Here is a 24078-nt window from a genome sequence, read left to right on the forward strand (position 1 = left end):
CCTCCGGGCGCTTCGTTCTTTCGTGTTCCCAGCCTATCAGATGTTTTCCGCTCCGTTTTCCGGAGTTTCACTCACCCGACCTGGCCGGTCTTCGTTTTCCAGCTTATCAGATGCATTCCGCTCTGTTTTTCAGAGATTCATTCATCGGATTTGCTTCGGCCGCTCCTCGCGGTGCGACTCCGGAACTGTACGGGGCCCGCCGCCCCACAAGCAAATCGTCCCCGCCGGCCGGGCCGGCGGGGACGACGGGCTGCTCGTTCAGCGGACCTCGGTGATCTCCGGGCCGCGGGCGAAGGGGTCGAGCGGAGCCTGGCCGAACCGGCTGCCGCCCTCCTCCCCGCCGGTGCCCGGGCCGCCGTCGGCGACCATCTGGGCGTCCTCGGGGAGCTTCAGCACGATCGGGTCGCGCGGTGCCATCGGGGTCTCGCCGCGGACGACGACCGTCTGCTGAAAGACCTGCTCCAGGATGCCGCCCACCTCGGGCTGCACCGCCGCCTGGCCGGAGATCACACCGCGCAGGAACCAGCGCGGCCCGTCGCAGCCGACGAACCTGACCAGCTGGGACCCCTGGGTGCCGTCCGGCAGCTGAACGGGGACCTGGGCGCGCAGGTGCCAGCCCAGCGTGCCCTCCTCCTCCTCGATCAGCCCGCCCTGGGAGGTGATGCCGTTGGCGATCTCCTCGCGGACCTCGTGCCAGATGCCCTCCGACTTGGGGGCGGCGAAGGCCTGCAGCTGGATCGCGCTGTTACCGAGGACGAGGGTGGCGGCGACGATGGAGTCACCGGCCACCTCCACCCGCAGCTCCATGCCTTCGACGCCAGGGACCAGCAGGCCACCCAGGTCGACCCGGCCCTCCTCGGGGCTCTCCAGTTCGGAGACGTCCCACGGGCCGTCCGGACGGGGCGCCGGCGGCAGACCGACCCGGTCGGCCGGGTCCAGCTCGGCGTCGTTCTCGCTCTCGGCGGAGTCCTCGACGTCATCGGCCGTCTCGTCGGCGCTGGTGGCGTCCTCGGCGAGCTGCTCGACAGCGTCCTCGCTCTTGTGGCGACGACGGAACACGGTCACTGTCCTTCCCGGCCCGGACGGATCCAGGTCCGAAGCGAATACCTGCTCGGCTACTGCGAGACCGCGGGCATGCTAGACCGCGGCGTGGCCACCGGTCGATCCGAACCCGCCCGCGGCGCGTACCGAACCCGGCAGCTCCGCGACCTCGTGGAACCGCGCTTTCTCGACCTGCTGGATGACCAGCTGGGCGATGCGGTCCCCTCGACGGAAGCTGACCGCCTCGCGCGGGTCCAGATTGACGACGATCACCTTGATCTCACCACGGTACCCGGCATCGACCGTCCCTGGGGCGTTCACCAGTGCAACACCGCAACGAGCTGCGAGCCCCGAACGCGGGTGCACGAACGCCGCGTAACCGTCCGGTAGCGCAATGGCGATACCGGTGGGCAGCACGGCGCGCTCGCCGGGGGCGAGCTCCGCGTCGACGGTGGTGCGCAGGTCGGCTCCGGCATCGCCGGGGTGCTCGTAGGCGGGCAGCGGAAGGTCCGGGTCGATCCGGTTGATCAGGATGTCCACCGGCGGACGCGGGGTGGTGCTCACGGGTTCACCTCGAAGGCTCGGCTGCGCTTCAGCAGATCGGGGTCGTCCAGGGCCTTCTTGATGTCCTCGGGACGACCGTGCGTGGTGAAGTGTTCCAGCTTCACCTGGATGAAGAGCGCCTGGGCGCGGACGGCGACCGGTCCGTCGGGGCCGCCGATCCGTCCCTCGGCCGCGCTGTAGATCTTGCGGCCGTGCACACCCGTCACCCGGGCGTGGATGTGCAGCACCGAGTCGACCGGCACCGGACGGATGAAGTCAGTCTCCAGCCGGCCGGTCACCGCGGGGGTGTGCAGGAGCCAGCTGAGCGTGCCGAGGGTCTCGTCCATGGCGGTCATCAGGACGCCGCCGTGCGCGAGGCCGGGGCCGCCCTGATGGCCGGGGCGGACGGTGAACTCCGCGGTGACCGTGAGCCCTTCACCGGCGACGGCGACCAGCTGCAGTCCCTGCGGGTGCTGCGGTCCGCAGCCGAAGCAGTGGTCGTAGTGCGAGCCGAGCGGCTCGCCGGGCGCCGGGGCCTCCGGGGCGCGCTCGGGCATCACGGCGTCGGCCGGCGGGGTGGTCGGGGTGAGGAACGCTGGTGCCTGCACGGGCGTTTCGGCCGGCTGCGGCACGGGCGGGGAGACGATGGGTCCGGTCACGGACGCGACCTTACCGGCTGGTAGGAGGCGGCGGGGAGGCAGTGTTACACCAGTTGTGTCACAGTCGCCCGCGGCCTCCCGCGGGGGTGGCGTCCGGCCCCGTCCGGCCCGGCCCACACAATGGGTGCATGTACGACGAACGCCTCACCGTCCCGCGCTCCTGGTGGCTTCTCCCGGTCGCGGCCGGGCTCTCGCTCGGGCTGATCATGCTCAGGTTCAGCGCGGTGGGTGCACTGGCCGCCCTGCTGGTCGGCATCGTCGCGATGGCGGCGGCGCTCAGCAGCTACGGCTCCGCCCGGATCAGGGTGGTCCAGGGTTCACTGGTGGCCGGGCAGGCCCGGATCCCGCTGTCCGCCCTCGGGGCGGCCGAACCGCTGGACCGGGCCGAGGCGCTGGCCTGGCGCTCGGTCAAGGCGGATCCGCGCGCGTTCATGCTGCTGCGCAGCTACGTGCCGACGGCGCTGCGGGTCGAGGTGTGCGACCCGGCCGACCCGACGCCGTACGTCTATCTGTCGACCCGCTCCCCGCAGCAGCTGGCCGAGGCGATCGACGCGGCCCGGGCCGGGGCCGCCGCCGGCTGACCCGCGCGGGTCCGGCGAGGGCCGGAGCGCCGGGGTCCGGACACAGAGGAGGGACGGCTCCGCATCGCTGCGGGACCGTCCCGTTCTCCGGTGGTGCGCCGGTCGCGGCAGGACGTGCCTACCGGGTGCCGTCGCTCGGGACGACGGCTGGTGCTGCCTCCGGGCCCGTGCGGGACCGGTCGGGGCGGTGTACCGGGCCTGCCGGGGAAGGCGTGCCCGGGCCATGGCCGCGCGGTGCTCAGGCGCCGCAGTCCCGGCAGATCGGCTGGCCGTTCTTCTCGCTGTACAGCTGGCTGCGGTGGTGCACAAGGAAGCAGCTCATGCAGGTGAACTCGTCGGCCTGGCGCGGAAGCACCCGGACCGAGAGCTCCTCGTTCGAGAGGTCGGCGCCCGGAAGCTCCAGCCCCTCGGCCGCGTCGAACTCGTCGATGTCGACCGTGCTGGTCGCCTTCTCGTTCCGCCGTGCCTTGAGCTCCTCGATGCTGTCCTCGTTGAGGTCGTCATCGGTCTTGCGCGGGGTGTCGTAGTCCGTTGCCATTTTCGCTCTCCCCCTTTGGGTGTGTGCGGTGCGGTATCTCCAGCGCACGTAACGCTTGGGGGGTCGGTCTTGTGCCCGACCCGAGGCCGAGATTGTGCCTTACTTCAAGCCCTGTTACTCAATCGACACCCAAGACCGGGCCCGTTGGGGTGATCGAACACGTTCCGGACGGCGTCACCGTGCGGCACCGGCCACACTGCCCGGGCCCCCGCCGGCGGTGACCGCCGGTAGCGGGCGACCCCGGGCCCGGCCCCCAACTGGCCGTGGGGCGAGGGCGATTGACGACAGGTCGACAAACCGCCCGCGGCGCCCGGCGGTCACGGTACGCCATGCCCTCACTCGAACGAGTCATCACTCTGCGAGATCACCCGACTGTGCTGCGCTACCAGATGTGAGATGCGACACACCGGGGACTTTTTTGCCGAAATACAGACATTCGGCACCGCGCTCGCGGCCGGCGGATCAGCGCTTGGCGGCGTTGGCGGCGCGGCGGGCCAGCAGGGCCGCCTGGCGCTCGTCGAACTTGGTGGCCTGGGCGTCGAGGCCGGCCAGGAAGACCCCGAGCTCCTGCTGGGCCTGCGCGCCCTGCGGGCCGAGGCCGGTGACCTCCATGACCTTCAGGTGGCGCAGCACGGGCTGCAGCACGTCGTCGTGGTGGATCCGCAGGTTGTAGACACCGCCGATGGCGATCTGCGCGGCGGAGCGCTCGAAGCCGGGCATGCCGTGGCCGGGCATCCGGAAGTTGATGACGACGTCGGCGATGGCGCGCATGGCCTGGTCCGGGGCGATCTCCAGGGCGGCCCGGAGCAGGTTCCGGTAGAAGACCATGTGCAGGTTCTCGTCGTTGGCGATCTTCGCCAGCAGCTGGTCGCAGAGCGGGTCGCCGGAGTGGTGGCCGGTGTTGCGGTGCGCGATCCGGGTGGCGAGCTCCTGGAAGGCCACGTAGGCGACCGAGTGCAGCATGCTGTGCGAGTTGTCGGACTCGAAGCCCTCGCCCATGTGCGTCATCCGGGCCCGCTCCAGCTCGACCGGGTCGACGGCCCGGGTGGCGAGCAGGTAGTCGCGGATGGCTATGCCGTGGCGGCCCTCCTCGGCCGTCCAGCGGTGCACCCAGGTGCCCCAGGCGCCCTCGCGGCCGAACATGGTGGCGATCTCGTGGTGGTAGCTGGGGAGGTTGTCCTCGGTCAGCAGGTTGACCACCAGGGAGATCCGGGCCAGCGGGGTGACCTTGGACTGGTCGAGGGACCAGGCCTCGCCGCCGAGCACGCCGTCGAAGTCGCGGCCCTGGCCCCACGGCACGTACTCGTGCGGCATCCACTCCTTGGCGACCTTCAGGTGCCGGTTGAGCTCGGTCTCGACGACCTGCTCCAGCTCGAGGATCAGCCGGGCGTCGGTCCAGGCGGAGGTGGCGGTGCGCTGCACGGGTGCGATGGTCACGACGGATTTCTCCCGGGGCGGACGAGGATGGCGGCCGGTCGGGCCGGAGCTCCGACGCCGGCGGAGCCGGGCCGGCGGCTGTCACCTACGGCTGCGTAGGTTACGACACCGTAAGTTGTCCCGACGGGAAAAGACAAGCCGCCCCTGCCAGGCCTTATGTCAATCCGACATGGCGGGCAGGGGCGGCACGGACGGTCCGCGCACGGACCTCGGGGTGATGCGGCCGGTGGCGGCCGTGCGGGCGGCACAGGGGCCCTGGGGCGCCGTCCCGGGGCCCCCGTGCGGGGTGGGGACGGGTGCGCCCGGGGCGGCGAGGCGCGGGGGCGGTCAGCCCGGGATGCGGGCCTTGATGGTCAGGCCGCCGCCGGGCCGGGAGGAGGCCTCGATGGCGCCGCCGTGGGCCCGGACGACCGAGCGGACGATGGACAGGCCGAGGCCCACTCCCTTGTCGCTCCGGGTCCGCTCGGCGCCCTTGACCCGGCGGAACGGTTCGAAGATGTGCTCCAGTTCGTACCCCGGCACCACCGGGCCGGTGTTGCTGACCACCAGCTCGCCGCCACCGTCCGGGGTGGCCCGGGTGGAGATCTCCACCCAGCCGTCGGGGGTGTTGTAGCGGACCGCGTTCTGCAGCAGGTTGAGGGCGATCCGCTCGAGCAGGACGCCGTTGCCCGAGACGGTGGCCGGGCTCAGGTCGGGGCGCAGCACGACCTCCCGGGAGACCGCCTCGGTACGGATCTGCTCCAGGGCGCGCTGGGCGACCTCGGCGATTTCGACCGGGCGGCGGTCGGTGAGTTCGTTGTCGCTGCGGGCGAGCAGCAGCAGGCCCTCGACCAGCTGTTCGCTGCGTTCGTTGGTGGCGAGCAGGGTCTTGCCGAGCTGCTGGAGGTCGGGGGAGGCCGCGGGGTCGGAGAGCTGCACCTCCAGCAGGGTCCGGTTGATCGCCAGTGGGGTGCGTAGTTCGTGCGAGGCGTTGGCGACGAAGCGGCGCTGGGAGTCGAAGGCCCGGTCGAGGCGCTGGAGCATGTCGTCGAAGGTGTCGGCGAGCTCCTTGAGCTCGTCGTCCGGCCCGTCCAGCTGGATCCGCCGGTGCAGGTCGGATCCGGCCACCTCGCGGGCGGTGCGGGTGATCCGGCCGAGCGGGCGCAGCACCCGGCCGGCCATGGCGTAGCCGGCCGCGAAGGCGATCACGGCGAGGCAGACCAGCGCGGTGAGGGCCTTGCGCAGCAGGGTGTTGAGCGCCTGGTCGGCCTCGACCGCCTGGTAGTTGTCGATGTAGCGGTCCAGCGCCGCCTGGTTGGTGATGACGCTGCCTTCGGGCGTGGTGATCTGGACGTTCGCGCCGAGCCTGAGCGGGGGCAGCGAGGCGCCCTGGAAGGCCTGCCGGACGAAGTAGTACATCAGCAGCAGCAGCACCACGCCGGCCATCAGGAACATGCCGCCGTAGAGCAGGGTGAGCCTGATCCGGATGGTCGGCCGCAGCGCCAGCCAGGCGAACAGCCCGTCGCCGGGGCGGTAGGCGGGGGTTTCGCGCCGGTGCTCGGTGGCGGTGTCGGTCTGCGGGGGGCGGGGCGGGCGGGGCGGGATCGGGCCCGGGCCGCCGGTGGGCGAGCCGGGGGCCCCGCCGACGGGGGGCGGGGTGTTCATGGCGGTCCTCTCGGGTGCTGCGGTGGGGCGGGCGGGTGGGCCCGGGGTCAGATCCGGTAGCCGGAGCCGGGGACGGTGACGATGACCGGCGGGTCGCCGAGCTTGCGGCGCAGGGTCATCACGGTGACCCGGACGACGTTGGTGAACGGGTCGGTGTGCTCGTCCCAGGCCTTCTCCAGCAGCTGCTCGGCCGAGACGACGGCGCCGCCGGCCCGCATCAGGACCTCCAGGACGGCGAACTCCTTGGGGGCGAGTTGGACGGTGCGGCCCTCCCGGAGCACCTCCCGGCGGCCGGGGTCGAGGCTGATGCCGGCCCGTTCCAGCACGGGGGGCAGCGGGACGGTGGCGCGGCGGCCCAGCGCCCTTACCCGGGCGACGAGTTCGCTGAAGGCGAACGGCTTGGGGAGGTAGTCGTCGGCGCCGATCTCCAGGCCCTCCACCCGGTCGCTGATGTCGCCGGAGGCGGTCAGCATGATCACGCGGGTGGCCAGGCCCTGTTCGACCACGCGGCGGCAGACGTCGTCACCGTGGACCAGGGGGAGGTCGCGGTCCAGCACGACCACGTCGTAGTCGTTGACGGCGATACGCTGCAGCGCGGCCTCACCGTCGTAGACGACGTCGACCGCCATCGCCTCGCGGCGCAGGCCGGTGGCGACGGCTTCGGCGAGGAGTTGCTCGTCCTCGACGACGAGTACCCGCACGGTGGTGGTCCCTTCTGCTGGTGCGGCCCCACCGTGCCTGCCCGTGCGGGCCGTTGTGCGCCGGGCGCGGAGTCGGCGCGACACGGGCCGCGGACGGCCTCGGGACTCGACCGACGACTCCGACGGTGCTGCCCATCCTGCCTGGTTCCCGGCTAAAGCCGCAGTAAGACCGGGCGGACCGGCCTTGACCGGGGCCGGACGCGGTCCGGTGGGCGGGCCCGGGAGGCCCCGATCCGGCGACGGCCGCTCCGATTGGACTGTGACGCGGGCAACTTTCTCGGCCCGGGAGGTTTCCCCGGCCACCGGGCGGGGAGGACAAGCTCACACTGCGATGCCGCCGTAGCGCGGATCGCACCCACCCGCCGCGTGTTCATCCGCACCGGTACGGGGATCGAATGTCACCGGTAGCCGCCGCAGGTCGGCTCCCGCGCCCGACCGGAGAGACGGCCACCGGGCTCGGCGCTCCCAGTGATCTCGTTCCGCAGACCGGGGAGCATGCGGACCGTGCCCGTCCGAAGAAGCAAGGGGGCCCGTATGGACGCCTTTACCGACGGCATCCTGCAGCGCATAAGGAATGCGGAGCAGGATCTCCACCGCGCACTCGAGTCCGGGGACGAGTTCCTGGCCGAGGTCGAGCAGTCCGAGCTGGAGGACCTGCGCAGACTGGCCGCCGAGCACGGGGTCGACGCGGTGCAGGAGATGCACCGCTTCGCCGCCTGACCGGCAGCCGCCACCAGCGGCAGTACCACCACAGCACCGCCTGTCCGCCCCGCACCTCCGGGGGTAGATGAAACGCGAGCCCTGGCACCTCAGTCGTGCCAGGGCCCTTCCTTGTCCGCAGCCGCCGTCCGTCGGCGGGAGGCGGCTGCGTTCAGTCGCGCCAGGCGCCGATCTCGTCGAGCCTGCGCTGCAGTTCCTCGAACAGCCCGGCGGGGGCCGCGACGGTCAGCGTGCCGTCCGGCTCCTGGCCGGGCCGGCCGCCGGCCAGGGCGCCGGCCTCCCGGGCGATCAGCACCCCGGCGGCCCGGTCCCAGGCGGCGAGGCCGCGCTCGAAGTAGCCGTCCACCCGGCCGGCGGCGAGGTCGCAGAGGTCGACCGCCGCCGCGCCGCCGCGCCGGATGTCGCGGAACTCCGGCATCAGGGCGAGCAGCACCTCGGCCTGCCTGACCCGGATCGACTGGACGTAGTTGAAGCCGGTACTGATCAGGGCCTGGCCCCACGGCGGCGCCGGCCGGCAGGAGACGGCCTGGCCGTCGAGGAACGCGCCGCCCCCGAGCACCGCGTGGAACATCTCCCCGCGGGCGGGGACGTATACCACCCCGACCACCGCCCGGCCGTCCAGCTCGGCGGCCACGCTGACGGCCCAGTTGGGCAGGCCGTACAGGTAGTTCACGGTGCCGTCCAACGGGTCGACGACCCAGCGGACGCCGCTGGTGCCGGCCCGGTCGGCGCCCTCCTCGCCGAGGTAGCCGTCGGCGGGGCGGCGCTCGTCGATCAGCTCCAGGATCAGCTTCTCGGAGGCCAGGTCCATCTCCGTCACCACGTCGACCGGGCTGCTCTTGGTGGCGGCGACGCCGAGGTCGGCGGGGCGGCCGTCGCGCAGCAGCACGCCGGCCCGGATCGCGGCCTCCTTGGCCAGCTCCAGCAGTTCGGCGAGCAGGGCGGGGCTGGGTGACACGCGGGTTCCTCCTGGGGTGGTGGGCGGGTCGGTGCCGGGCGGGCCCGGGCGGCCGGGGTCGGACCGGGGTCAGAGCTGGGCGGCCGCTGGCCTGGGTGCGCGGGGGTTGGGGCAGCAGGCGACGGCGCACACGTCGTGGCTCGCGCCGAGCGTACCGAGGGCGCATCGCTCGACCTGCGCGCCACGTTCGACGGCCGCACGCTCCAGCACTAGTTCCCGGACGGCGGCGGTGAAGCGCGGGTCGGCGCCGACGGTGGCGGCCCGGGCGACCGGCAGGCCGAGTTCGGCCGCCTTGGCGGTGGCCTCGGTGTCGAGGTCGTACTTGACCTCCATGTGGTCGGAGACGAAGCCGATCGGCACCATCACCGCGGCCGGTGCGCCGCCCGCGTGCAGGGCCTCCAGGTGCTCGCAGATGTCCGGTTCCAGCCAGGGGACGTGCGGGGCGCCGCTGCGGCTCTGGAAGACCAGTTCCCACGGGCGGCCGGCCACCCCGGTGGCCTCGGCGACCGCGTCGGCGACCAGCCGGGCGACCTCCAGGTGCTGGGCCACGTAGGCGCCGCCGGGCGTGCCGCGGGCCGGGTCGTCCGGGGCGCCGGAGGTCTCGGCCATGGTGTCCGGGATGGAGTGGGTGGTGAACGCCAGGTGGGCGCCGTCGCGGACGCCGGCCGGCAGCCCGGCGAGCGCGGCCAGGGTGGCGTCGATCATCGGCCGGACGAAGCCGGGGTGGTTGTAGAAGTGCCGCAGCTTGTCGACCCGCAGCTCCGGCAGGCCCTCGGCGCGCAGCGTCGCCAGCGCGTCGGCGAGGTTCTCCCGGTACTGGCGGCAGCCCGAGTAGCCGGCGTAGGCGCTGGTGGCGAGGGTGAGCACCCGGCGGTGACCCTCGGCGGCCAGCTCCCGCAGGGTGTCGGTGAGGTACGGCGCCCAGTTCCGGTTGCCCCAGTGGACCGGCAGGTCGAGGCCGTGCTCGGCGAAGTCCTTGCGCAGCGCCGCGAGCAGCTCGCGGTTCTGCTCGTTGATCGGGCTGACGCCGCCGAACAGGAAGTAGTGCTTGCCGACCTCGGCCAGGCGCTCCTTGGGGATGCCTCGGCCTCGGGTGACGTTCTCCAGGAAGGGCACCACGTCCTCGGGGGCCTCGGGGCCGCCGAAGGACAGGAGCAGCAGCGCGTCGTAGGGCGCGGGGCCGCCGGGCGCGTGGTCGGTGACTGAGGGCGAGTCGGACATGGCACCGATCCTCCCACCAGACACCGCGCGGACGGCGGCGGGCCGCCCGGCGAGCCCGTCCGCCCGGTGCCGCGGCCGTCCCGGCGGGCGCCTCGGGGAGTACTTCGGGGAGTGCTTCGGGGGCAGCCTCGGGGCGAATCCGCTTGCAGATGTTCGTAAGCTGTCTTTACGGAGCGTGCGCCTTACGTACCGTGCACGCCCCATCCCGCATCCACCCCACCCGCGGAGCACCAGTGCTGTCCAGCTACCGCCAGATATTCGCCGCCCCCGGCACTCTGGCCTTCTCCTCGAGCGGCTTCATAGCCCGGCTGCCGATCTCCATGACGGGCATCGGCATCGTCACCATGCTCGCGGTGCTGCGCGGCTCGTTCGGCCTCGCGGGTGCGGTGTCCGCCGTGGTGGCGCTGTCGGCGGCGGTGCTCGGGCCGCAGGTCTCCCGCCTGGTCGACCGGTACGGGCAGCGCCGGGTGACCCTGCCCGCCACCGCGGCCACGCTGCTGGCGGCGGGGGCGCTGCTGCTCTGCGCCCGCTTCGACGCCCCGGCGTGGACGCTGTTCGTGTGCGGGGCCGGGATGGGGGTGATGCCCAGCGCGGGCTCGATGGTGCGGGCCCGCTGGGCGTACCTGTACAGCGCGGAGCCGCCCAAGCTGCACACCGCGTACTCGTTCGAGGCCGTGGTGGACGAGGTCTGCTTCATCGTGGGGCCGATCCTGTCGATCGGGCTGGCGACGGCGGTGTTCCCGGAGGCCGGGCTGCTGCTGGCGGGGGTGTTCCTCGGGGTGGGGGTGCTGCTGTTCACGGCGCAGCGCCGGACCGAGCCGCCGGTGCATCCGGCCGCGCACCACCGCGGCAGTTCGGCGATCACCTCGGCCGGGCTGCAGGTGCTGGTGCTGACCTTCGTGGCGACCGGTGCGATCTTCGGCTCGGTGGAGGTGGTCACCGTGGCCTTCGCCAAGGCGCAGGGGCACACCTCGGTGTCGAGCCTGGTGCTCGCGGTGTACGCGCTCGGGTCCTGCCTGGCCGGGGTGGTGTTCGGGACGCTGAAGCCCAAGGGTTCGATGCCGGTCCGCTTCCTGGCAGGCGTCGCGGTGATGGCGGCCTCGATGGTGCCGCTGGTGCTGGTGGCCTCGACGCTGCGCGGTACGGCCGGGCTGGCCGGCATCGGTGCGGCGCTGTTCCTGGCCGGGCTGTCCATCTCGCCGACGCTGATCACCGCGATGGCGCTGGTGGAGCGGCTGGTTCCGGCGGCGCAGCTGACCGAGGGGATGACCTGGACCACCACCGGGCTGGCGCTCGGGGTGGCGCTCGGTTCGTCGGCGGCGGGCTGGGTGGTGGACGCGGCGGGCGCGGCGGCGGGCTACTGGGTGCCGGTGGCGGCGGCCGGTTTCGCCGCGCTGGTGGCGCTGGCGGGCCTGTCGCGGCTGCGCGGGGGGCTGGTGCCGAGCGAGCCGGAACTCACCGAATCGTCACTGCCCGGCTGAGCCCGCCACGGCCCGCCGGACCGGCGTCCGGCCGGTGAACGGACCATGGACCGTGGGCAGGGGAGTGACTACGCTCACCCTACCCACGGGTAGTCCGTGCGGGTGACGTGAGCAGGAGGCCTTCGCATGCCCGAGAGCACCGCCACCGCAGGCTGGCGCAACTGGGCCGGCAACCAGAGCGCCCGGCCGGGCCGGACGGTCGCCCCGGCCGACGCGCAGGAGCTCGCCGAGGTGGTGCGCCGCGCCGCCGAGGAGGGCCGCACGGTCAAGGCGGTCGGCTCGGGCCACTCGTTCACCTCGATCGCCTCCGCCGACGGCGGCGTGCTGGTCCGGCCGGACCGGCTGACGGCCGTCCGGGCGGTGGACGCCGAGGCGGGCACCGTCACGGTCGGGTCGGGTCTGCCGCTGCACCGGCTCAACCGGCTGCTGGAGACCGCGGGCCTGTCCCTGGCCAACATGGGCGACATCGAGGTGCAGACGGTGGCGGGCGCCACCAGCACCGGCACCCACGGCACCGGGCGGGACTCGGGTTCGCTCGCCGCCCAGATCCGGGCGCTGGAGATCGTGCTCGCCGACGGCACCGTGCAGCACTGCTCACCCACCGAGAACGCGGAGCTCTTCCAGGGCGCCCGGCTCGGTCTCGGCGCGCTCGGCGTGGTCAGCGAGATCACCTTCGGGGTGGAGCCCGCCTTCCTGCTCACCGCCCACGAGCAGCCGATGTCCTTCGACGAGGTGCTGGAGCGCTTCGACGACCTGACGGCCGTCAACGAGCACTTCGAGTTCTACTGGTTCCCGCACACCGACCGCTGCTCGACCAAGCGCAACAACCGCAGCCAGGGGCCGGCCGCCCCGCTGCCGGCCTTCAAGGCCTGGCTGGAGGACGACTTCCTGTCGAACACGGTCTGGGAGGGCGTCTGCCGGGTGGGCCGCCGGCTCCCCGGCACCATCCCCTCCATCGCGGCGCTCGCCAGCCGGGCCTGGTCGGAGCGCAGCTACACCGACACGGCGTACAAGGTGTTCACCAGCCCGCGCCGGGTGCGCTTCATCGAGATGGAGTACGCCGTCCCGCGCGAGGCGGCCACCACGGTGCTGCGCGAGCTGAAGGCGCTGGTCGAGCGCTCGGACTGGCGGATCAGCTTCCCGGTGGAGGTCCGGGTGGCGCCCGCCGACGACCTGTGGCTGTCGACCGCGAACGGGCGCGACAGCGTCTACATCGCCGTCCACCTCTACCGGGGCAGCGCCGATCAGGGCTACTTCACCGGGGTCGAGCAGCTGATGACCGCTCACCAGGGGCGCCCGCACTGGGGCAAGCTGCACACCCGCGACGCCGGGTACCTGGCCTCGGTCTACCCGCACTTCGGCGACTTCACGGCGCTGCGCGACAAGGTCGACCCGGGCCGGCTGTTCGGCAACGACTACCTGCGCCGGGTGCTGGGCGCCTGACGCCCCGCCGGGTCCGCGCTCACGGCGCCGGTTCGGCGGCGGGGGCCGAGCCGGCGGGCGTGGCACCGGAGGGCCCGCCGGACGCCCCGGCCGAGGCGCTGCCCGACGGTGCGGCGGAGTGGCTCGCGGACGGGCTGGCCGAGGGGGACGGCGTCGCCGAGGGCCTCCCGGACGGGCCGCCGCCGCTCCCCGGGTCGGTCGTCGCGCCCGGTGAGCCGGAGGGCGACGGCCCGGACGGCGGGACGGCGGCCGGGCCGGAACCTCCGGTGGACGGTGCCGCGGGGGACTTGCCGGCCGGTTCGGCCCGGCCCGGGGTGAGCGAGGTGCCGGTCCGGGAGTCCCCGCCGGTCAGACTGCTCACCGGCCGCCCGGCCAGCGCCTCGACCGCCAGGATCGGCACCATCGCCAGGGCGAACACCAGCGCGGAGACCACCGCGTACGTCCGCCAGCCGCGGCGCCCCTTCGCCCGGACCAGCCGCGGCTCGCTCCACTCCCCCGACGGCGTGGTCGGGGGCGGCGCGTCCGGGGCGGGCGCCTGGCGCAGCCCGTTGACCACCGGGCCCGGTCCGCGGTCCACCGCGTTGCGCAGCTGCTCGCCGGTGCGCCGGAACAGGTGCTGGAACAGGGCGCCGCCGACGGTCGCCCCGACACTGACCACGGCCGCGCCGATGATGGTGCCGTACACGCCGAGTCCGGAGGCGAGGACGGCGCCGGCCACGGTGGCCAGGGCGCTCGCGGTGACCTGGACGACGCTCAGGTCCAGCCGTCGGCGGCCGCCCGCTGCCTCGGGGCCGTCGGCGGTCCGGCGCGGGCCCGGCTGGCTTGGCTGCGGCATCAACATCCCTCGGTCGGCGCATCAGTTTTCGAACAAGTCCACCCATCTTGCACAGACGAGGACACATGGGGCGAAAATCCGACTCCCGGAAGTCGATATATGTGAAGATGATCACCACTGCGTGACCGAAGGTCTGCCATTGGGGTGCGAGCTATTGAGATTCCGCTGATTCGCGGGAGACTTGAGCGGCGAGCCGCCCCTGTGGGTGCCACGAATGGAGTACTGTTCGTGGAGCCTGAGCCTTCGGTCAATCAGTCGACCGCTTGCCAAAGGACGATCGGATGGCCCGGGCGCAACGTCGATCGGCGACGTGGCGAACAGGCAACCGTGCCACAGCGGCGCGCCCGGGCGAAAGCCCGACACGCCGGGTAACTCTGCAAGGTTGTGGCCACGCGCCAGCGGGCAGGCCACACTCAGTACGGGAGCAGCGACGCAGGTGACGTCGGCAGGCACCACCCGGGAGGTAACCGTGCCCGAACTGCGCGTCGTGGCCGTCAGCAACGACGGCACACGGCTGGTGCTCAAGGCTGCCGACAGCACGGAGTACACCCTCCCGATCGACGAGCGGCTGCGCGCCGCCGTCCGGGGTGACCGGCCGCGGCTCGGCCAGATCGAGATCGAGGTCGAGAGCCACCTCCGCCCCCGTGACATCCAGGCCCGGATACGAGCCGGTGCCTCCGCCGAGGAGGTCGCCCAGGCCGCCGGCATCTCGGTCGACCGGGTCCGCCGCTTCGAGGGTCCCGTCCTGGCCGAGCGCGCGTTCATGGCCGAGCGGGCCCGCAAGACGGCGATCCGCCGGCACGGCGAGTCCACCGGCCCGCAGCTCGGAGAGGCGGTCGCGGAGCGGCTCGCGCTGCGCGGCGCCGAGAAGGACACCGAGCGGTGGGACTCCTGGCGCCGGGACGACGGCACCTGGGAGGTCATCCTCGCGTACCGCTCGGACGGCGAGGGCCGCAGCGCCAGCTGGACCTACGACCCGCCCCGGCGCCTGGTCCAGCCGAACGACGACGAGGCCCGCGCGCTGATCGGCGAGAACGTCGACCGCGAGGAGGACTCGGTCTTCCCGTTCATCCCGCGGATCGCCCGGCTCCCCCAGGACCGGCCGTCCCGGCCGATGATCGAGCGGCCGTCGGCCGACCGGATCATGTCGTCCCGGGAGGTGCGCGAGGTCCGGGAGGTCAGGGAGGCCCGCGAGAGCCGCGAGGCGGTCGCCGAGTCCAGGGACTCGCTGACCAGCCTGCTGGACGTGGTACCCGCCTTCCGCGGGGACCTGGCGATCGGCCCGGCCCCCGAGCCGGTGGTGGCCGAGGAGGTCGAGGTCGTCGAGGAGCCGGCCGCGCCCGCGGCGGGCATCGGCGCCGGTTCGGCGTACGCGGACATCCTGATGCCCCGTTCGGTCGCCCCGCACCGGGAGCGGCTGGTCGGGACGACGGACCGGCAGGCCGAGGCGGACGGCGTCCGGCCGGGCCGCCGGGCCACCGTGCCGAGCTGGGACGAGATCGTCTTCGGCAGCCGGCGCAAGAAGCAGGACTGACGCTGCGACAGGGCGGCGCGCTCCCCCACCCGGGGGGGGCCGCACCGCCCTGTCGCCCGTTCAAGGAGCGACCGGTCGAGGATCGACCGGTCGGGGAGCGACCGGTCCGGGTCAGCCGGGCTGGGCGCCGGTGGCGGCCGGCCGGGCCGGGTCGCCCGACCACTCGCTCCAGGACCCCGGGTACAGGGCCACCCCCGGGTGCCCGGCGATCTCCAGTGCGAGCAGTTCGTGGGCGGCGGTCACCCCGGAGCCGCAGTACACCGCGGTCACCCGGTCCGGGACGCCCAGCGCCTCGAAGCGGGCGGCCAGTTCGGCTGCCGGGCGGAACCGGCCGTCGGCCGTCAGGTTGTCCGTGGTGGGCGCCGACACGGCGCCGGGGATGTGGCCGGCCCGCGGATCGACCGGTTCACTCTCGCCGCGGTAGCGCTCTCCCGCCCGGGCGTCCAGCAGCAGGCCGGTCCTGGCCAGTTCGGCCGCACCGTCGGCGTCCAGCACGGGCAGCTGCCCGGGCACCGGCCGGAAGTCGCCGCCGGCGTCGGCCGGCCGCTCGGTGCTCTCCGGCAGACCGGCCGCCCGCCAGGCGGCCAGCCCGCCGTCCAGCACCCGGACGTCCCCGTGCCCCGCCCAGCGCAGCAGCCACCAGGCCCGCGCGGCCGAGGTCGCCGGGCCCGCGTCGTACACCACCACCGGGTGGCCGGCCCGCACACCGGCCCGGCGCAGCGCCCGACCGAACACCTCCGGGTCGGGCAGCGGGTGGCGGCCGGCCGCACCGGGCGGCGCGGCCAGTTCGCGGTCCAGGTCCAGGAAGTGCGCGCCGGGCAGGTGGCCGGCGGCGTACTCCTCGGCCCCGGGCGGGCCGCCGAGCTGCCAGCGGACGTCCAGCAGGATCGGCGGATGGGCGGAGCCGAGCGCGGAGTGCAGCTCGGCCGCCTGGATCAGCGGGGTGGGCGTAGCCGTCATGCGGACATTGTGACGGCTGCGGTCAGCTCTTTGTACGGTCTTTGCCCGGCTCGCCGGGCGGTCGCGGGGCCGACCGCCCGGCCGGGGTGGAACCATGTCGGCCTGGGAACGTCGGCCACCCGGTGAGGAGCGGCGATGACGGCGGTGGAGGTACGGCTGGCTCAGGGCACCCCCTGCTGGGTGAGCCTGATGACCACTGACCTGGCGGGCGCCACGGAGTTCTACGGCGCCCTGCTGGGCTGGGAGTTCGAGCCCGGACCGGACCGGCTGGGCGCCTATGTGCGGGCCGTCCTGAACGGCGCGAAGGTCGCCGGGCTCGGGGTCACCCCGCCGGGCACCGCGTACCCGGTGGAGTGGACCACCTACTTCGCGGTCGACAGCGCCGACCAGGTCGCCCAGCGGATCCGCGAGTGCGGCGGCACGGTGGCGGTCGGCCCGCTGACCGCGGACCGGGCCGGACGGCTCGCCATCGCCTCGGACCTGTCGGGCGCGGTCTTCGGGATCTGGGAGGCGGCCGGGCACCTGGGGTGGGAGGTGGTCGGCGAGGCGGGCGCGCCCGCCTGGAGCGAGCTGGCCACCGCCGACGACGAGGGCGCGGCCGGGTTCTACCGGGCGGTGCTGGGACGGGCGGTGGTGGCGGCGGACCCCTGCGCCGGGCCCGGCGCCGCGGACGACGGCGTGGACGGCGCCCGGCTGCCGGTCGGCGGACGGCCGGTGGCCGGGATCCGGCACAGCACCGACGCGGCGGGCGGGCCGTCGCGGTGGCGGGTGCACTTCACGGTCGCGGACACCGATCTGACGGTGCACCGGGCGCTGGACCTGGGCGGGTCACTGCAGATCGGGCCGTACGACACGCCGTTCGGGCGGGTGGCGCGGCTGGCCGACCCGCAGGGCGGCCGGTTCTCGGTGGTGCGGCCCGCCGGGGCCGGAACCGGCCGGCCCTGACGGCCGCCCGGCCGGGGCGAGCGGCTCAGCGCGAGTGCTCCTCGAAGGGCAGCACGTCCGGGGAGAGCACGGCGGCGCGGGCGGTGGCCGCGGTGAGCCGGCGGCGGTGGTGGCGGCGGCACAGCACCTCGTAGCCGATCTCGTCCTCGTTCACGGCGACATCGCCGATCACCACCTGGGCGCCCTCGACCACCATCACCCCGCCGACCGTCCGGGCGTTGTGGGTGGCCCGTGCGCCGCACCAGCACAGCGCCTCGACCTGCAGCACCTCGACCCGGTCGGCGAGTTCGATCAGCCGCTGCGAGCCGGGGAACAGCCGGGTGCGGAAGTCGGTGGTGATGCCGAAGGTGTAGACGTCGATGCCGAGTTCGTCCACCACCCGGGCCAGCTGGTCGATCTGCTCGGCGGAGAAGAACTGGGCCTCGTCGCAGATCAGGTAGTCCACCTTGCCGCCGGCCGACAGCAGGTGCACCACGTGCGCCTGGAAGTCGAACGCGTCGGCCACCTCGACCGCGTCGGCGCGCAGGCCGAGCCGGCTGGAGATGGTCGCGGCGCCGGCCCGGTCGTGGCGGGTGAAGATGATGCCCTTGCGTCCGCGCGCGGCGTGGTTGTGGTCCATCTGCAGCGCGAGCGTCGACTTGCCGCAGTCCATCGTGCCCGAGAAGAACACCAGTTCAGCCATGGGTGGAGCGAAGGCCTTTCAGAGAGGTCGCCGGTCAGGCGCGGACTTCGAGCAGCGGCACCAGCTGCTCGACCGGGGTCATCGAGCCGTGCAGGCCGATCATCGAGGACTCGCCGGGCTCCTTCCGGGAGGCGATCACCGCGATGTCATCCCGGGCGGCCGCCACCACGTCGCCGATCCGGTGGTAGACCCGCTCGTCCACCACGGGGCCGAACCAGCCCGCTGCTATCGCCTGGTCCCGGGTGGCGACCCACATCCGGTCGCCCAGTACCTCGCTCCAGACGGTGAACACGTCGGAGGCCGCCCCCGGCACCGCGTACACGTGCCGGGCCCGGCCCTCGCCGCCGAGCAGGGCGACGCCCGCGCTCAGCTCCCAGTCCTCGTCGAAGTCGATCCGGTCCTCCGGAGCGATGTCGATCATGCCGTGGTCGGCGGTGACGTACAGCGCGGAGCGCGGCGGGAGCTGCTCGGCCAGCCGGCGGGCCAGCCGGTCGACGGTGTTGAGCATCATCCGCCACTCGTCGGAGTCGACCCCGAAGCGGTGCCCGGCGCCGTCCAGCTCGCTGACGTACGTGTACACCAGCGCCCGGTCGTGGGCGGCCAGCCAGCGGGCCGCCTCGTCCATCCTCTCCTCGCCGGTGGTCCGGCCGAGGAAGGAGCCGCCGGACAGCGCCACCCGGGTCAGCGGGGTCTGCGCGAACAGCGGGGAGGAGATCTGACTGGTCGCCACCCCGGCCCGGTGGACCTGCTCGAACACGGTCGGGTACGGCTGCCAGCCGGCCGGGTCCACCGGCGGCTGCCAGCGCAGCTGGTTCATCAGGTACCCGGCACCCGGCACCGCCACCGTGTACCCGGCCAGGCCGTGCAGACCGGGCGGGGTGCCGGTGCCGACCGAGGCCAGCGAGGTCGCCGTGGTGGACGGGAACCCCGCGGTGATCGGGTTGGCCCCGGCCATCAGCGAGGTCAGGAACGGCGCGTACTCCGGGTGGCGGCGGATCAGCTCCCAGCCCATCCCGTCGACCAGGAACACGCAGGCCCGGTCGGCCGGCTCCAGCACCAGGCCGCTGCGGAAGCCGTCCACGCCGAGCCCGGCCGCCACCGCCGGCAGCAGGTCGGCCAGCGAACCGCTGCCGTACGCGGGCACGGGGGCGTCGGAGGGGTCGAGGATCTCGAAGGAGTCGTAGTCGAGGTAGGGCATGCGCGGGCGGCCTCAGCCCCGGTCGGCGACGGTCGCCTCGGACAGCGCCCGGGCGAACACCAGCGCCTGGGCGACCGTCTCCGGACCGTCCCCCGCCTCGCTGACCCGCAGCGACAGGTCGTCGGCGGTGGCCGAACCGGTGTAGCCGTGGTCGGCCTCGCAGTTCGGGTCCGAGCAGCCGGCCGGCTCCAGGTCGAGGCGCTGCACCGCGCCCCAGCCGATGGTCAGCACGACCTCCCGCGGCAGCGTGCCGGGGGTGTACGTCTCGGGGTTGGCGACCATGCGGCTGACCACCACCGAGTTGATCCGGTCCAGCCGGACCGTCTCGGTCGAGGTGGTGGCGTACGGCACCGGGTTGCCCGCGTCGCCGTTCTGCTCGTCGGTGTGGCTCACCACGAAGCGTGACGAGGTCAGCACCAGCACGGTGACGTGCCGGCGCACCTCGTTGGCGTCGAAAGTGGTCTCCTGGTGCACCAGGTAGGAGCTGATCGGCTCGGGGCCCACCGCGGACTCGACCGCCTCGGACACCAGCGCCGGGTAGTAGCCGCTGCGCTCGATCGCGGACCGCAGGTCCTGCGTGGTGGTGGTACCGGTCTTGGCCATAACTCCATCCTGGCATGTCCCGCCGACGAAGCGGGCGGCACTGCGCCGAGCTTCCGGGCCTTGGGCACCCCGTCTCAGAGGCGCAACCACGAAAGGTTACAGGGTGCTCATGGCGCGCGGCCCCAGATCGGTCCGGACCGGCAGGGGTGCGATCCGCACCCGCGCGCCCAGCACCGCCAGCCCGCGCGGGGCCACCACCACCGGTTCGAGGTCGACCGAGGCCACCTCCGGCAGGTCGTCCACCAGCCGCGACACCCGCAGCAGCAGCTCCTCCAGCGCCCCGGTGTCGACCGGCGCGGCCCCCCGCCAGCCGAACAGCAGCGGCGCGGCCCGCACCTCGCGGATCAGTTCGGCGGCGTCCCGGTCGGTGGCCGGCACCAGCCGGTGCGCCAGGTCGCCGAGCAGTTCGGACGGTGCGCCGGCCAGCCCGAACGACAGGATGGCACCGACCGCCGGGTCCACGGTGGCGCCGATCACGGTGTCCACCCCGCGCGGCGCGAGGCGCTGCACCACCAGCCGGGCCCGCCCGGCGCCGCCGAGCAGACCGTCCAGCTCCCGGTGGGCCCGGCGCAGCTCGCTCTCGCCGGTCAGGTCCAGCCGGACGCTGCCCAGGTCGGGGCGGTGCCGCAGGTGCTCGGCGGTGGCCTTCAGGGCGACCGGGTAGCCGAGGGCGGCCGCGGCGCGCACCGCGCTCTCCTCGTCGGGGGCCGGGACCGCCGGGCTGACCTCGATCCCGTAGCGCGCGAGCAGGCTCAGCGCGTCGGCCTCGGGGAGGGTGACCCGGGCGCCGCCGGGCTGGGTGCGGGCGGCGACCGCGGCCGGGGTGTTCAGGGCCGCCTCGACCAGCTCCCGGGCACCGGCCTCGTCGATGCCGTCCAGCTCGGGCACCCGGGCGGTCTGCTCGGCCTCGGCGGTCCGGCGGCGCCAGTCGGCGTACGAGACGGCGTCGGCGAGCGCGTGCACGGCCCGTTCCGGCGCCGGGTAGGCGGGGATCCGGCCGGGCCGCAGGCGCTCCGCGAGGCCGGTCAGCGCGAGGTGGGTGAGCAGCAGCGGCTTGCCGAGCTCGCGGCCGAGGCCGGCGGCGTCCAGCAGCGCGGCGGCGATCTCCGGGTCGTCGGTGCGCAGCTCCTGGTCGGGGCCGGGGCCCTGGACGCCGATCGGCGGGATGGCGACCGCGATCACCGCGTCCACGCCGCGGTCGCGCAGCGCGGTGTGCAGGGCGATCCGGAAGTTCTCGCCGGTGGCGGCGGTGGTCAGGTCGACCGGGGTGCGCGGGCGCAGCCCGGCGGTGAGGCAGGCGTCGTGGGTGAGCAGGCCGAGCGAGTCGGAGTTGCCGACCACCGCGACCCGGTCGCCGGCCGGCAGCGGCTGTCCGGCGAGCAGCTCGCCGGTGTCGAACAGTTCGGTGATGGTGTCCACCCGGACCACCCCGGCCTGCTGGAACAGGGCGTCCACGGTGGCGTCGCGCAGCCGTCCGGCGGCGGGCTGGACGGCGTGGCCGGGCGGCAGGCTGCCGGTGTGCCTGGCTCCCTTGAGGACCACCACGGGCTTGGCGGCGGCCAGCCGGCGGGCGATCCGGGTGAACTTGCGGGGGTTGCCGAACGACTCCAGGTACAGCAGCAGGACCTCGGTGGCCTCGTCCTCCTCGCAGTACTGCAGCCAGTCGTTGCCGGAGACGTCCGCCCGGTTGCCGACCGAGGCGAACGAGGAGACGCCGAGGCCGCGGCGGTGGGCGGCCTCCAGCAGGGCGACGCCGATCGCCCCGGACTGGCAGAACAGGCCGAACGGGCCGCGTTCGGGCAGCACCGGGGCGAGCGAGGCGTTCAGCGGGCGCTCGGGGTCGGTGTTGATCAGGCCGAACGCGTTCGGGCCGACCACCCGCATCCCGGCGGCCCTGGCCTGGCGGACCAGGGCCCGCTGCCGGTCCCGCCCCTCCGGTCCGGTCTCGGCGTACCCGGCGGTGACCACCACCAGGCCCTGCACGCCGTGCGCCCCGCACTCGGCGACGGCGGCGGCCACGCCCGGCTCGGGGACGGCGATCACGGCGAGGTCGACCGCGTCGCGGATCTCGCGCAGCGAACGGTGGCTGGGCACCCCTTCCAGGTCGGTGCCGGGCGGGGCGCTGCGGTTGACCGCGTAGACCGGGCCGTGGAAGCCGGCCAGGTCGCGCAGCAGCGAACGGCCGACCGAGGCCGGGTTGCGGGAGACCCCGACCACCGCGACCGAGCGCGGGGTGAGCAGCCGCTGCACCGAGCGGGCCTCGGCGCGGTGCTCGCGCGCCCGCATCACGGCCAGCGAGGCCGCGGTCGGCTCCAGGTCGAACTCCAGGTGCACCACGCCGTCGGCGATGCTGCGGTGCTGGGTGTAGCCGGCGTCGGTGAAGACCTTCACCATCTTGCGGTTCTCGGGCAGCACCTCGGCGGTGAAGCGGCGGATGCCGCGCTCCTGGGCGACGGCCGCGATGTGCTCCAGCAGGGCGGAGGCGACGCCGCGGCCCTGGTGGGCGTCCTGCACCAGGAAGGCCACCTCGGCGTCGGTGCCGGTGGTGGAGGGCCGGCCGTCGGCGTCGATCCGGTCGTAGCGGACGGTGGCGATGAAGCGGTCGCGGACCACCACGGCGAGGCCGACCCGGTTGACGTAGTCGTGGTGCGTGAAGCGGCGGACGTCCTTGTCGGACAGCCGCGGGTAGGGCGCGAAGAAGCGGAAGTACTTGGACTGGTCGGAGACCTGTTCGTAGAACTCCACCAACCGCTCGGCGTCGGCCTCGGTGATCGGCCGGATCCTGGCCGTCCCGCCGTCGCGCAGCAGTACGTCGGCCTCCCAGTGCCGGGGATAGCCGTGCTCGTCGCCCCGGTGCGGGGGGCGGGCCGCGGAGTCGTCCACGGTGGTCAGGTTATCCGGCGGCGGGCCGGATGGCGCCGGCCGTGCGGGCGGGGCGGGCCGGCCGCACGGACGGCCGCGGGGACGGGGTGCGTGGCGGGTCGCGCCGCCGGGGTCCGGGCATGCAACACTGGTCTAGACAACCTTGCTGTATCAGCACGCACCAGCGCGTACCAGCACCACCTGAAAGGCACGTCTCATGGCCGAGCGCCGCGTCACCATCGGTTGGCCCGAGGGCCTGCACGCCCGTCCCGCCTCCGTCTTCGTCCGCGCCGTGACCTCCACCGGCCTGCCGATGACCATCGCCAAGGAAGGCGGCAACCCCGTCAACGCCGGCTCGATGCTCGGCCTGCTCGGCCTCGGCGCCCAGGGCGGCGACACCGTGGTGCTCGCCTCCGACGCGGACGGCGCCGACGCGGCGCTGGACCGGGTCGCCAAGCTGGTCCAGGAGGGCCTCGACGAGCTGCCCGCCGCCTGACCGGCCGCTCCCGCACCACGCCGAAGGGGTGCCCCGCACTGCGCGGGGCACCCCTTCGCTACCGTGACGGTGGGAGCGGCTGCCTGGAACTGCCTAGAACACCGACCAGCCGGTCGCGGTCGTCAGCGCGTCCAGCGCCGCCACCCCCAGCACCGAGTTCCCGGCCGCGTCCAGCCCCGGGCTCCACACGCAGACCGAACCGCGGCCCGGCAGCACCGCCAGCACTCCCCCGCCCACCCCGCTCTTGCCCGGCAGGCCCACCCGGAACGCGAACTCGCCCGCGGCGTCGTACGTCCCGCAGGTCAGCAGCACCGCGTTGATCCGCTTCGCCTCACTGCGCGTCAGCAGCCGCGAACCGTCCATCCTTATCCCGTGCCGGGCCAGGAACAGCCCCGCCATCGCCAGGTCCCGGCAGCTCGCCGTGATCGCACAGTGCGCGTAGTAGTGGACCAGCACGCTCTCGACCGGGTTGCGCAGGTTCCCGTAGTCGGCGATGAAGTGCGCCAGCGCCGCGTTGCGGTGCCCGTGCCGGGCCTCCGAGGAGGCCACCGCGTCGTCCGTGTCCACCAGCGGGTTGCCGGACTCCGCCCGCAGGAACTCGCGGACCGCGCCCGCCGCGTCACCGGTCAGCTCCAGCAGCCGGTCCGTCACCACCAGCGCGCCCGCGTTGATGAACGGGTTGCGCGGGATCCCGTGCTCCGTCTCCAGCTGCACCAGCGAGTTGAACGGGTTCCCGGACGGCTCCCGCCCCACCCCGCGCCACAGCCCCTCGCCGCCCTCGGCCATCGCCAGCGCCAGGGTGAACAGCTTCGACACCGACTGGACGGAGAAAGGCTGCTCCCAGTCCCCCGCCCCGAACACCTCACCGTCCACCGTCGCGATCGCCATCCCGAACCGGCCCGGATCGACCTCGGCCAGCGCCGGAATGTAGTCCGCGACCCGGCCCCGGGCCTCGGCCCGCAGCGCCTGGTCCATCACGTCGTGCAGCAGTCCCTG

The 24078-nt window shown here is 73.8% G+C and carries 23 protein-coding genes; 7 read left to right on the plus strand and 16 right to left on the minus strand.

The features are described from left to right. Positions 1–258: 258 nt before the first annotated feature. The 3 genes from AB0D08_RS29070 to AB0D08_RS29080 form a co-directional block, all read right to left on the minus strand. On the minus strand, positions 259–1059 hold the full coding sequence (locus AB0D08_RS29070) for a DUF3710 domain-containing protein (RefSeq protein WP_033817780.1): 801 nt from the start codon (positions 1057–1059) through the stop codon (positions 259–261). A 78-nt stretch (positions 1060–1137) separates the two neighbouring features. Beyond that, the gene (dut, locus tag AB0D08_RS29075; protein ID WP_033817779.1) at positions 1138–1605 is read right to left on the minus strand and encodes a dUTP diphosphatase; all 468 of its coding nucleotides are present in this window, start codon (positions 1603–1605) and stop codon (positions 1138–1140) included. After that, complete coding sequence (locus tag AB0D08_RS29080; RefSeq protein ID WP_051811532.1) at positions 1602–2141, minus strand: PaaI family thioesterase; 540 nt, start codon at positions 2139–2141, stop codon at positions 1602–1604. The genes dut and AB0D08_RS29080 overlap by 4 nt, the downstream gene beginning before the upstream one ends. Before the next feature lie 230 nt (positions 2142–2371). On the opposite strand from AB0D08_RS29080, the gene AB0D08_RS29085 reads away from it, so the two are divergent. Beyond that, entirely contained in the window at positions 2372–2824 is a 453-nt protein-coding gene (locus AB0D08_RS29085) for a DUF3093 domain-containing protein (RefSeq protein WP_033817778.1), read from the plus strand. 238 nt (positions 2825–3062) lie between these two features. Here the strand turns inward: AB0D08_RS29085 and AB0D08_RS29090 are convergent, their stop codons facing one another. The 4 genes from AB0D08_RS29090 to AB0D08_RS29105 form a co-directional block, all read right to left on the minus strand. After that, complete coding sequence (locus AB0D08_RS29090) at positions 3063–3362, minus strand: DUF4193 domain-containing protein (protein ID WP_033817777.1); 300 nt, start codon at positions 3360–3362, stop codon at positions 3063–3065. 462 nt (positions 3363–3824) lie between these two features. Beyond that, positions 3825–4799, minus strand: coding sequence for an acyl-ACP desaturase (locus AB0D08_RS29095; protein ID WP_033817776.1), 975 nt, complete (start codon positions 4797–4799; stop codon positions 3825–3827). A 327-nt stretch (positions 4800–5126) separates the two neighbouring features. Next, complete coding sequence (locus AB0D08_RS29100) at positions 5127–6443, minus strand: HAMP domain-containing sensor histidine kinase (RefSeq protein WP_359893008.1); 1317 nt, start codon at positions 6441–6443, stop codon at positions 5127–5129. Positions 6444–6490: 47 nt separating this feature from the next. Further along, complete coding sequence (locus tag AB0D08_RS29105; protein ID WP_359893011.1) at positions 6491–7144, minus strand: response regulator transcription factor; 654 nt, start codon at positions 7142–7144, stop codon at positions 6491–6493. A 534-nt stretch (positions 7145–7678) separates the two neighbouring features. On the opposite strand from AB0D08_RS29105, the gene AB0D08_RS29110 reads away from it, so the two are divergent. Continuing rightward, positions 7679–7864 (plus strand): hypothetical protein, encoded by a 186-nt coding sequence (locus AB0D08_RS29110; RefSeq protein ID WP_033824465.1) that lies wholly within the window; start codon positions 7679–7681, stop codon positions 7862–7864. A gap of 151 nt (positions 7865–8015) precedes the next feature. On the opposite strand, the gene AB0D08_RS29115 is transcribed toward AB0D08_RS29110, so the two are convergent. Then, positions 8016–8822 carry an inositol monophosphatase family protein gene (locus AB0D08_RS29115; RefSeq protein ID WP_033824464.1) on the minus strand — a complete coding sequence of 269 codons (807 nt, stop codon included), beginning with the start codon at positions 8820–8822 and terminating at the stop codon, positions 8016–8018. 69 nt (positions 8823–8891) lie between these two features. Beyond that, positions 8892–10043 (minus strand): ferrochelatase, encoded by a 1152-nt coding sequence (locus AB0D08_RS29120; protein ID WP_033824463.1) that lies wholly within the window; start codon positions 10041–10043, stop codon positions 8892–8894. Positions 10044–10276: 233 nt separating this feature from the next. Here AB0D08_RS29120 and AB0D08_RS29125 point away from each other — a divergent pair, with 233 nt between their 5' ends. Further along, positions 10277–11524 carry an MFS transporter gene (locus AB0D08_RS29125; protein ID WP_051814003.1) on the plus strand — a complete coding sequence of 416 codons (1248 nt, stop codon included), beginning with the start codon at positions 10277–10279 and terminating at the stop codon, positions 11522–11524. 126 nt (positions 11525–11650) lie between these two features. Beyond that, complete coding sequence (locus AB0D08_RS29130) at positions 11651–12967, plus strand: D-arabinono-1,4-lactone oxidase (protein ID WP_359893013.1); 1317 nt, start codon at positions 11651–11653, stop codon at positions 12965–12967. A 19-nt stretch (positions 12968–12986) separates the two neighbouring features. On the opposite strand, the gene AB0D08_RS29135 is transcribed toward AB0D08_RS29130, so the two are convergent. Next, a complete protein-coding gene (locus tag AB0D08_RS29135) occupies positions 12987–13802 on the minus strand; it encodes a hypothetical protein (protein WP_359893015.1) in 816 nt (271 codons plus the stop codon). Positions 13803–14238: 436 nt separating this feature from the next. On the opposite strand from AB0D08_RS29135, the gene sepH reads away from it, so the two are divergent. After that, complete coding sequence (gene sepH / locus AB0D08_RS29140; protein WP_082527065.1) at positions 14239–15336, plus strand: septation protein SepH; 1098 nt, start codon at positions 14239–14241, stop codon at positions 15334–15336. A 111-nt stretch (positions 15337–15447) separates the two neighbouring features. On the opposite strand, the gene AB0D08_RS29145 is transcribed toward sepH, so the two are convergent. Next, on the minus strand, positions 15448–16296 hold the full coding sequence (locus AB0D08_RS29145; protein ID WP_033824458.1) for a sulfurtransferase: 849 nt from the start codon (positions 16294–16296) through the stop codon (positions 15448–15450). 135 nt (positions 16297–16431) lie between these two features. On the opposite strand from AB0D08_RS29145, the gene AB0D08_RS29150 reads away from it, so the two are divergent. After that, positions 16432–17241 carry a VOC family protein gene (locus AB0D08_RS29150; protein WP_359893017.1) on the plus strand — a complete coding sequence of 270 codons (810 nt, stop codon included), beginning with the start codon at positions 16432–16434 and terminating at the stop codon, positions 17239–17241. 25 nt (positions 17242–17266) lie between these two features. On the opposite strand, the gene AB0D08_RS29155 is transcribed toward AB0D08_RS29150, so the two are convergent. The 4 genes from AB0D08_RS29155 to AB0D08_RS29170 form a co-directional block, all read right to left on the minus strand. Then, positions 17267–17923 carry a thymidine kinase gene (locus tag AB0D08_RS29155; RefSeq protein ID WP_033824456.1) on the minus strand — a complete coding sequence of 219 codons (657 nt, stop codon included), beginning with the start codon at positions 17921–17923 and terminating at the stop codon, positions 17267–17269. A gap of 34 nt (positions 17924–17957) precedes the next feature. Further along, positions 17958–19121, minus strand: coding sequence for a nucleotide pyrophosphatase/phosphodiesterase family protein (locus AB0D08_RS29160; protein ID WP_033824455.1), 1164 nt, complete (start codon positions 19119–19121; stop codon positions 17958–17960). Positions 19122–19133: 12 nt separating this feature from the next. After that, positions 19134–19724 (minus strand): DUF5998 family protein, encoded by a 591-nt coding sequence (locus tag AB0D08_RS29165; RefSeq protein ID WP_033824454.1) that lies wholly within the window; start codon positions 19722–19724, stop codon positions 19134–19136. 96 nt (positions 19725–19820) lie between these two features. Next, positions 19821–22607 carry a GNAT family N-acetyltransferase gene (locus AB0D08_RS29170; protein ID WP_051814002.1) on the minus strand — a complete coding sequence of 929 codons (2787 nt, stop codon included), beginning with the start codon at positions 22605–22607 and terminating at the stop codon, positions 19821–19823. Positions 22608–22803: 196 nt separating this feature from the next. Between AB0D08_RS29170 and AB0D08_RS29175 the strand changes: the two genes are divergently transcribed. Beyond that, positions 22804–23082: an HPr family phosphocarrier protein gene (locus AB0D08_RS29175; protein WP_033824453.1), complete on the plus strand. Its 279-nt coding sequence runs from the start codon at positions 22804–22806 to the stop codon at positions 23080–23082. Positions 23083–23175: 93 nt separating this feature from the next. Here the strand turns inward: AB0D08_RS29175 and AB0D08_RS29180 are convergent, their stop codons facing one another. Next, positions 23176–24072, minus strand: a complete 897-nt coding sequence (locus AB0D08_RS29180; protein WP_359893031.1) for a glutaminase — start codon at positions 24070–24072, stop codon at positions 23176–23178. Between the last annotated feature and the right edge of the window lie 6 nt (positions 24073–24078).

It is taken from the genome of Kitasatospora sp. NPDC048540 (assembly GCF_040651175.1).
GTDB lineage: Bacteria > Actinomycetota > Actinomycetes > Streptomycetales > Streptomycetaceae > Kitasatospora.

Coding starts and splice junctions, on each gene's coding strand:
- AB0D08_RS29165 (WP_033824454.1), bottom strand. CDS start 19,724: ATGGCCAAGACCGGTACCACCACCACGCAGGACCTGCGGTCCGCGATC.
- AB0D08_RS29160 (WP_033824455.1), bottom strand. CDS start 19,121: ATGCCCTACCTCGACTACGACTCCTTCGAGATCCTCGACCCCTCCGAC.
- AB0D08_RS29080 (WP_051811532.1), bottom strand. CDS start 2,141: ATGCCCGAGCGCGCCCCGGAGGCCCCGGCGCCCGGCGAGCCGCTCGGC.
- AB0D08_RS29085 (WP_033817778.1), top strand. CDS start 2,372: ATGTACGACGAACGCCTCACCGTCCCGCGCTCCTGGTGGCTTCTCCCG.
- AB0D08_RS29135 (WP_359893015.1), bottom strand. CDS start 13,802: ATGCCGCAGCCAAGCCAGCCGGGCCCGCGCCGGACCGCCGACGGCCCC.
- AB0D08_RS29110 (WP_033824465.1), top strand. CDS start 7,679: ATGGACGCCTTTACCGACGGCATCCTGCAGCGCATAAGGAATGCGGAG.
- AB0D08_RS29130 (WP_359893013.1), top strand. CDS start 11,651: ATGCCCGAGAGCACCGCCACCGCAGGCTGGCGCAACTGGGCCGGCAAC.
- AB0D08_RS29090 (WP_033817777.1), bottom strand. CDS start 3,362: ATGGCAACGGACTACGACACCCCGCGCAAGACCGATGACGACCTCAAC.
- AB0D08_RS29150 (WP_359893017.1), top strand. CDS start 16,432: ATGACGGCGGTGGAGGTACGGCTGGCTCAGGGCACCCCCTGCTGGGTG.
- AB0D08_RS29120 (WP_033824463.1), bottom strand. CDS start 10,043: ATGTCCGACTCGCCCTCAGTCACCGACCACGCGCCCGGCGGCCCCGCG.
- AB0D08_RS29175 (WP_033824453.1), top strand. CDS start 22,804: ATGGCCGAGCGCCGCGTCACCATCGGTTGGCCCGAGGGCCTGCACGCC.
- AB0D08_RS29145 (WP_033824458.1), bottom strand. CDS start 16,296: ATGACGGCTACGCCCACCCCGCTGATCCAGGCGGCCGAGCTGCACTCC.
- AB0D08_RS29100 (WP_359893008.1), bottom strand. CDS start 6,443: ATGAACACCCCGCCCCCCGTCGGCGGGGCCCCCGGCTCGCCCACCGGC.
- AB0D08_RS29155 (WP_033824456.1), bottom strand. CDS start 17,923: ATGGCTGAACTGGTGTTCTTCTCGGGCACGATGGACTGCGGCAAGTCG.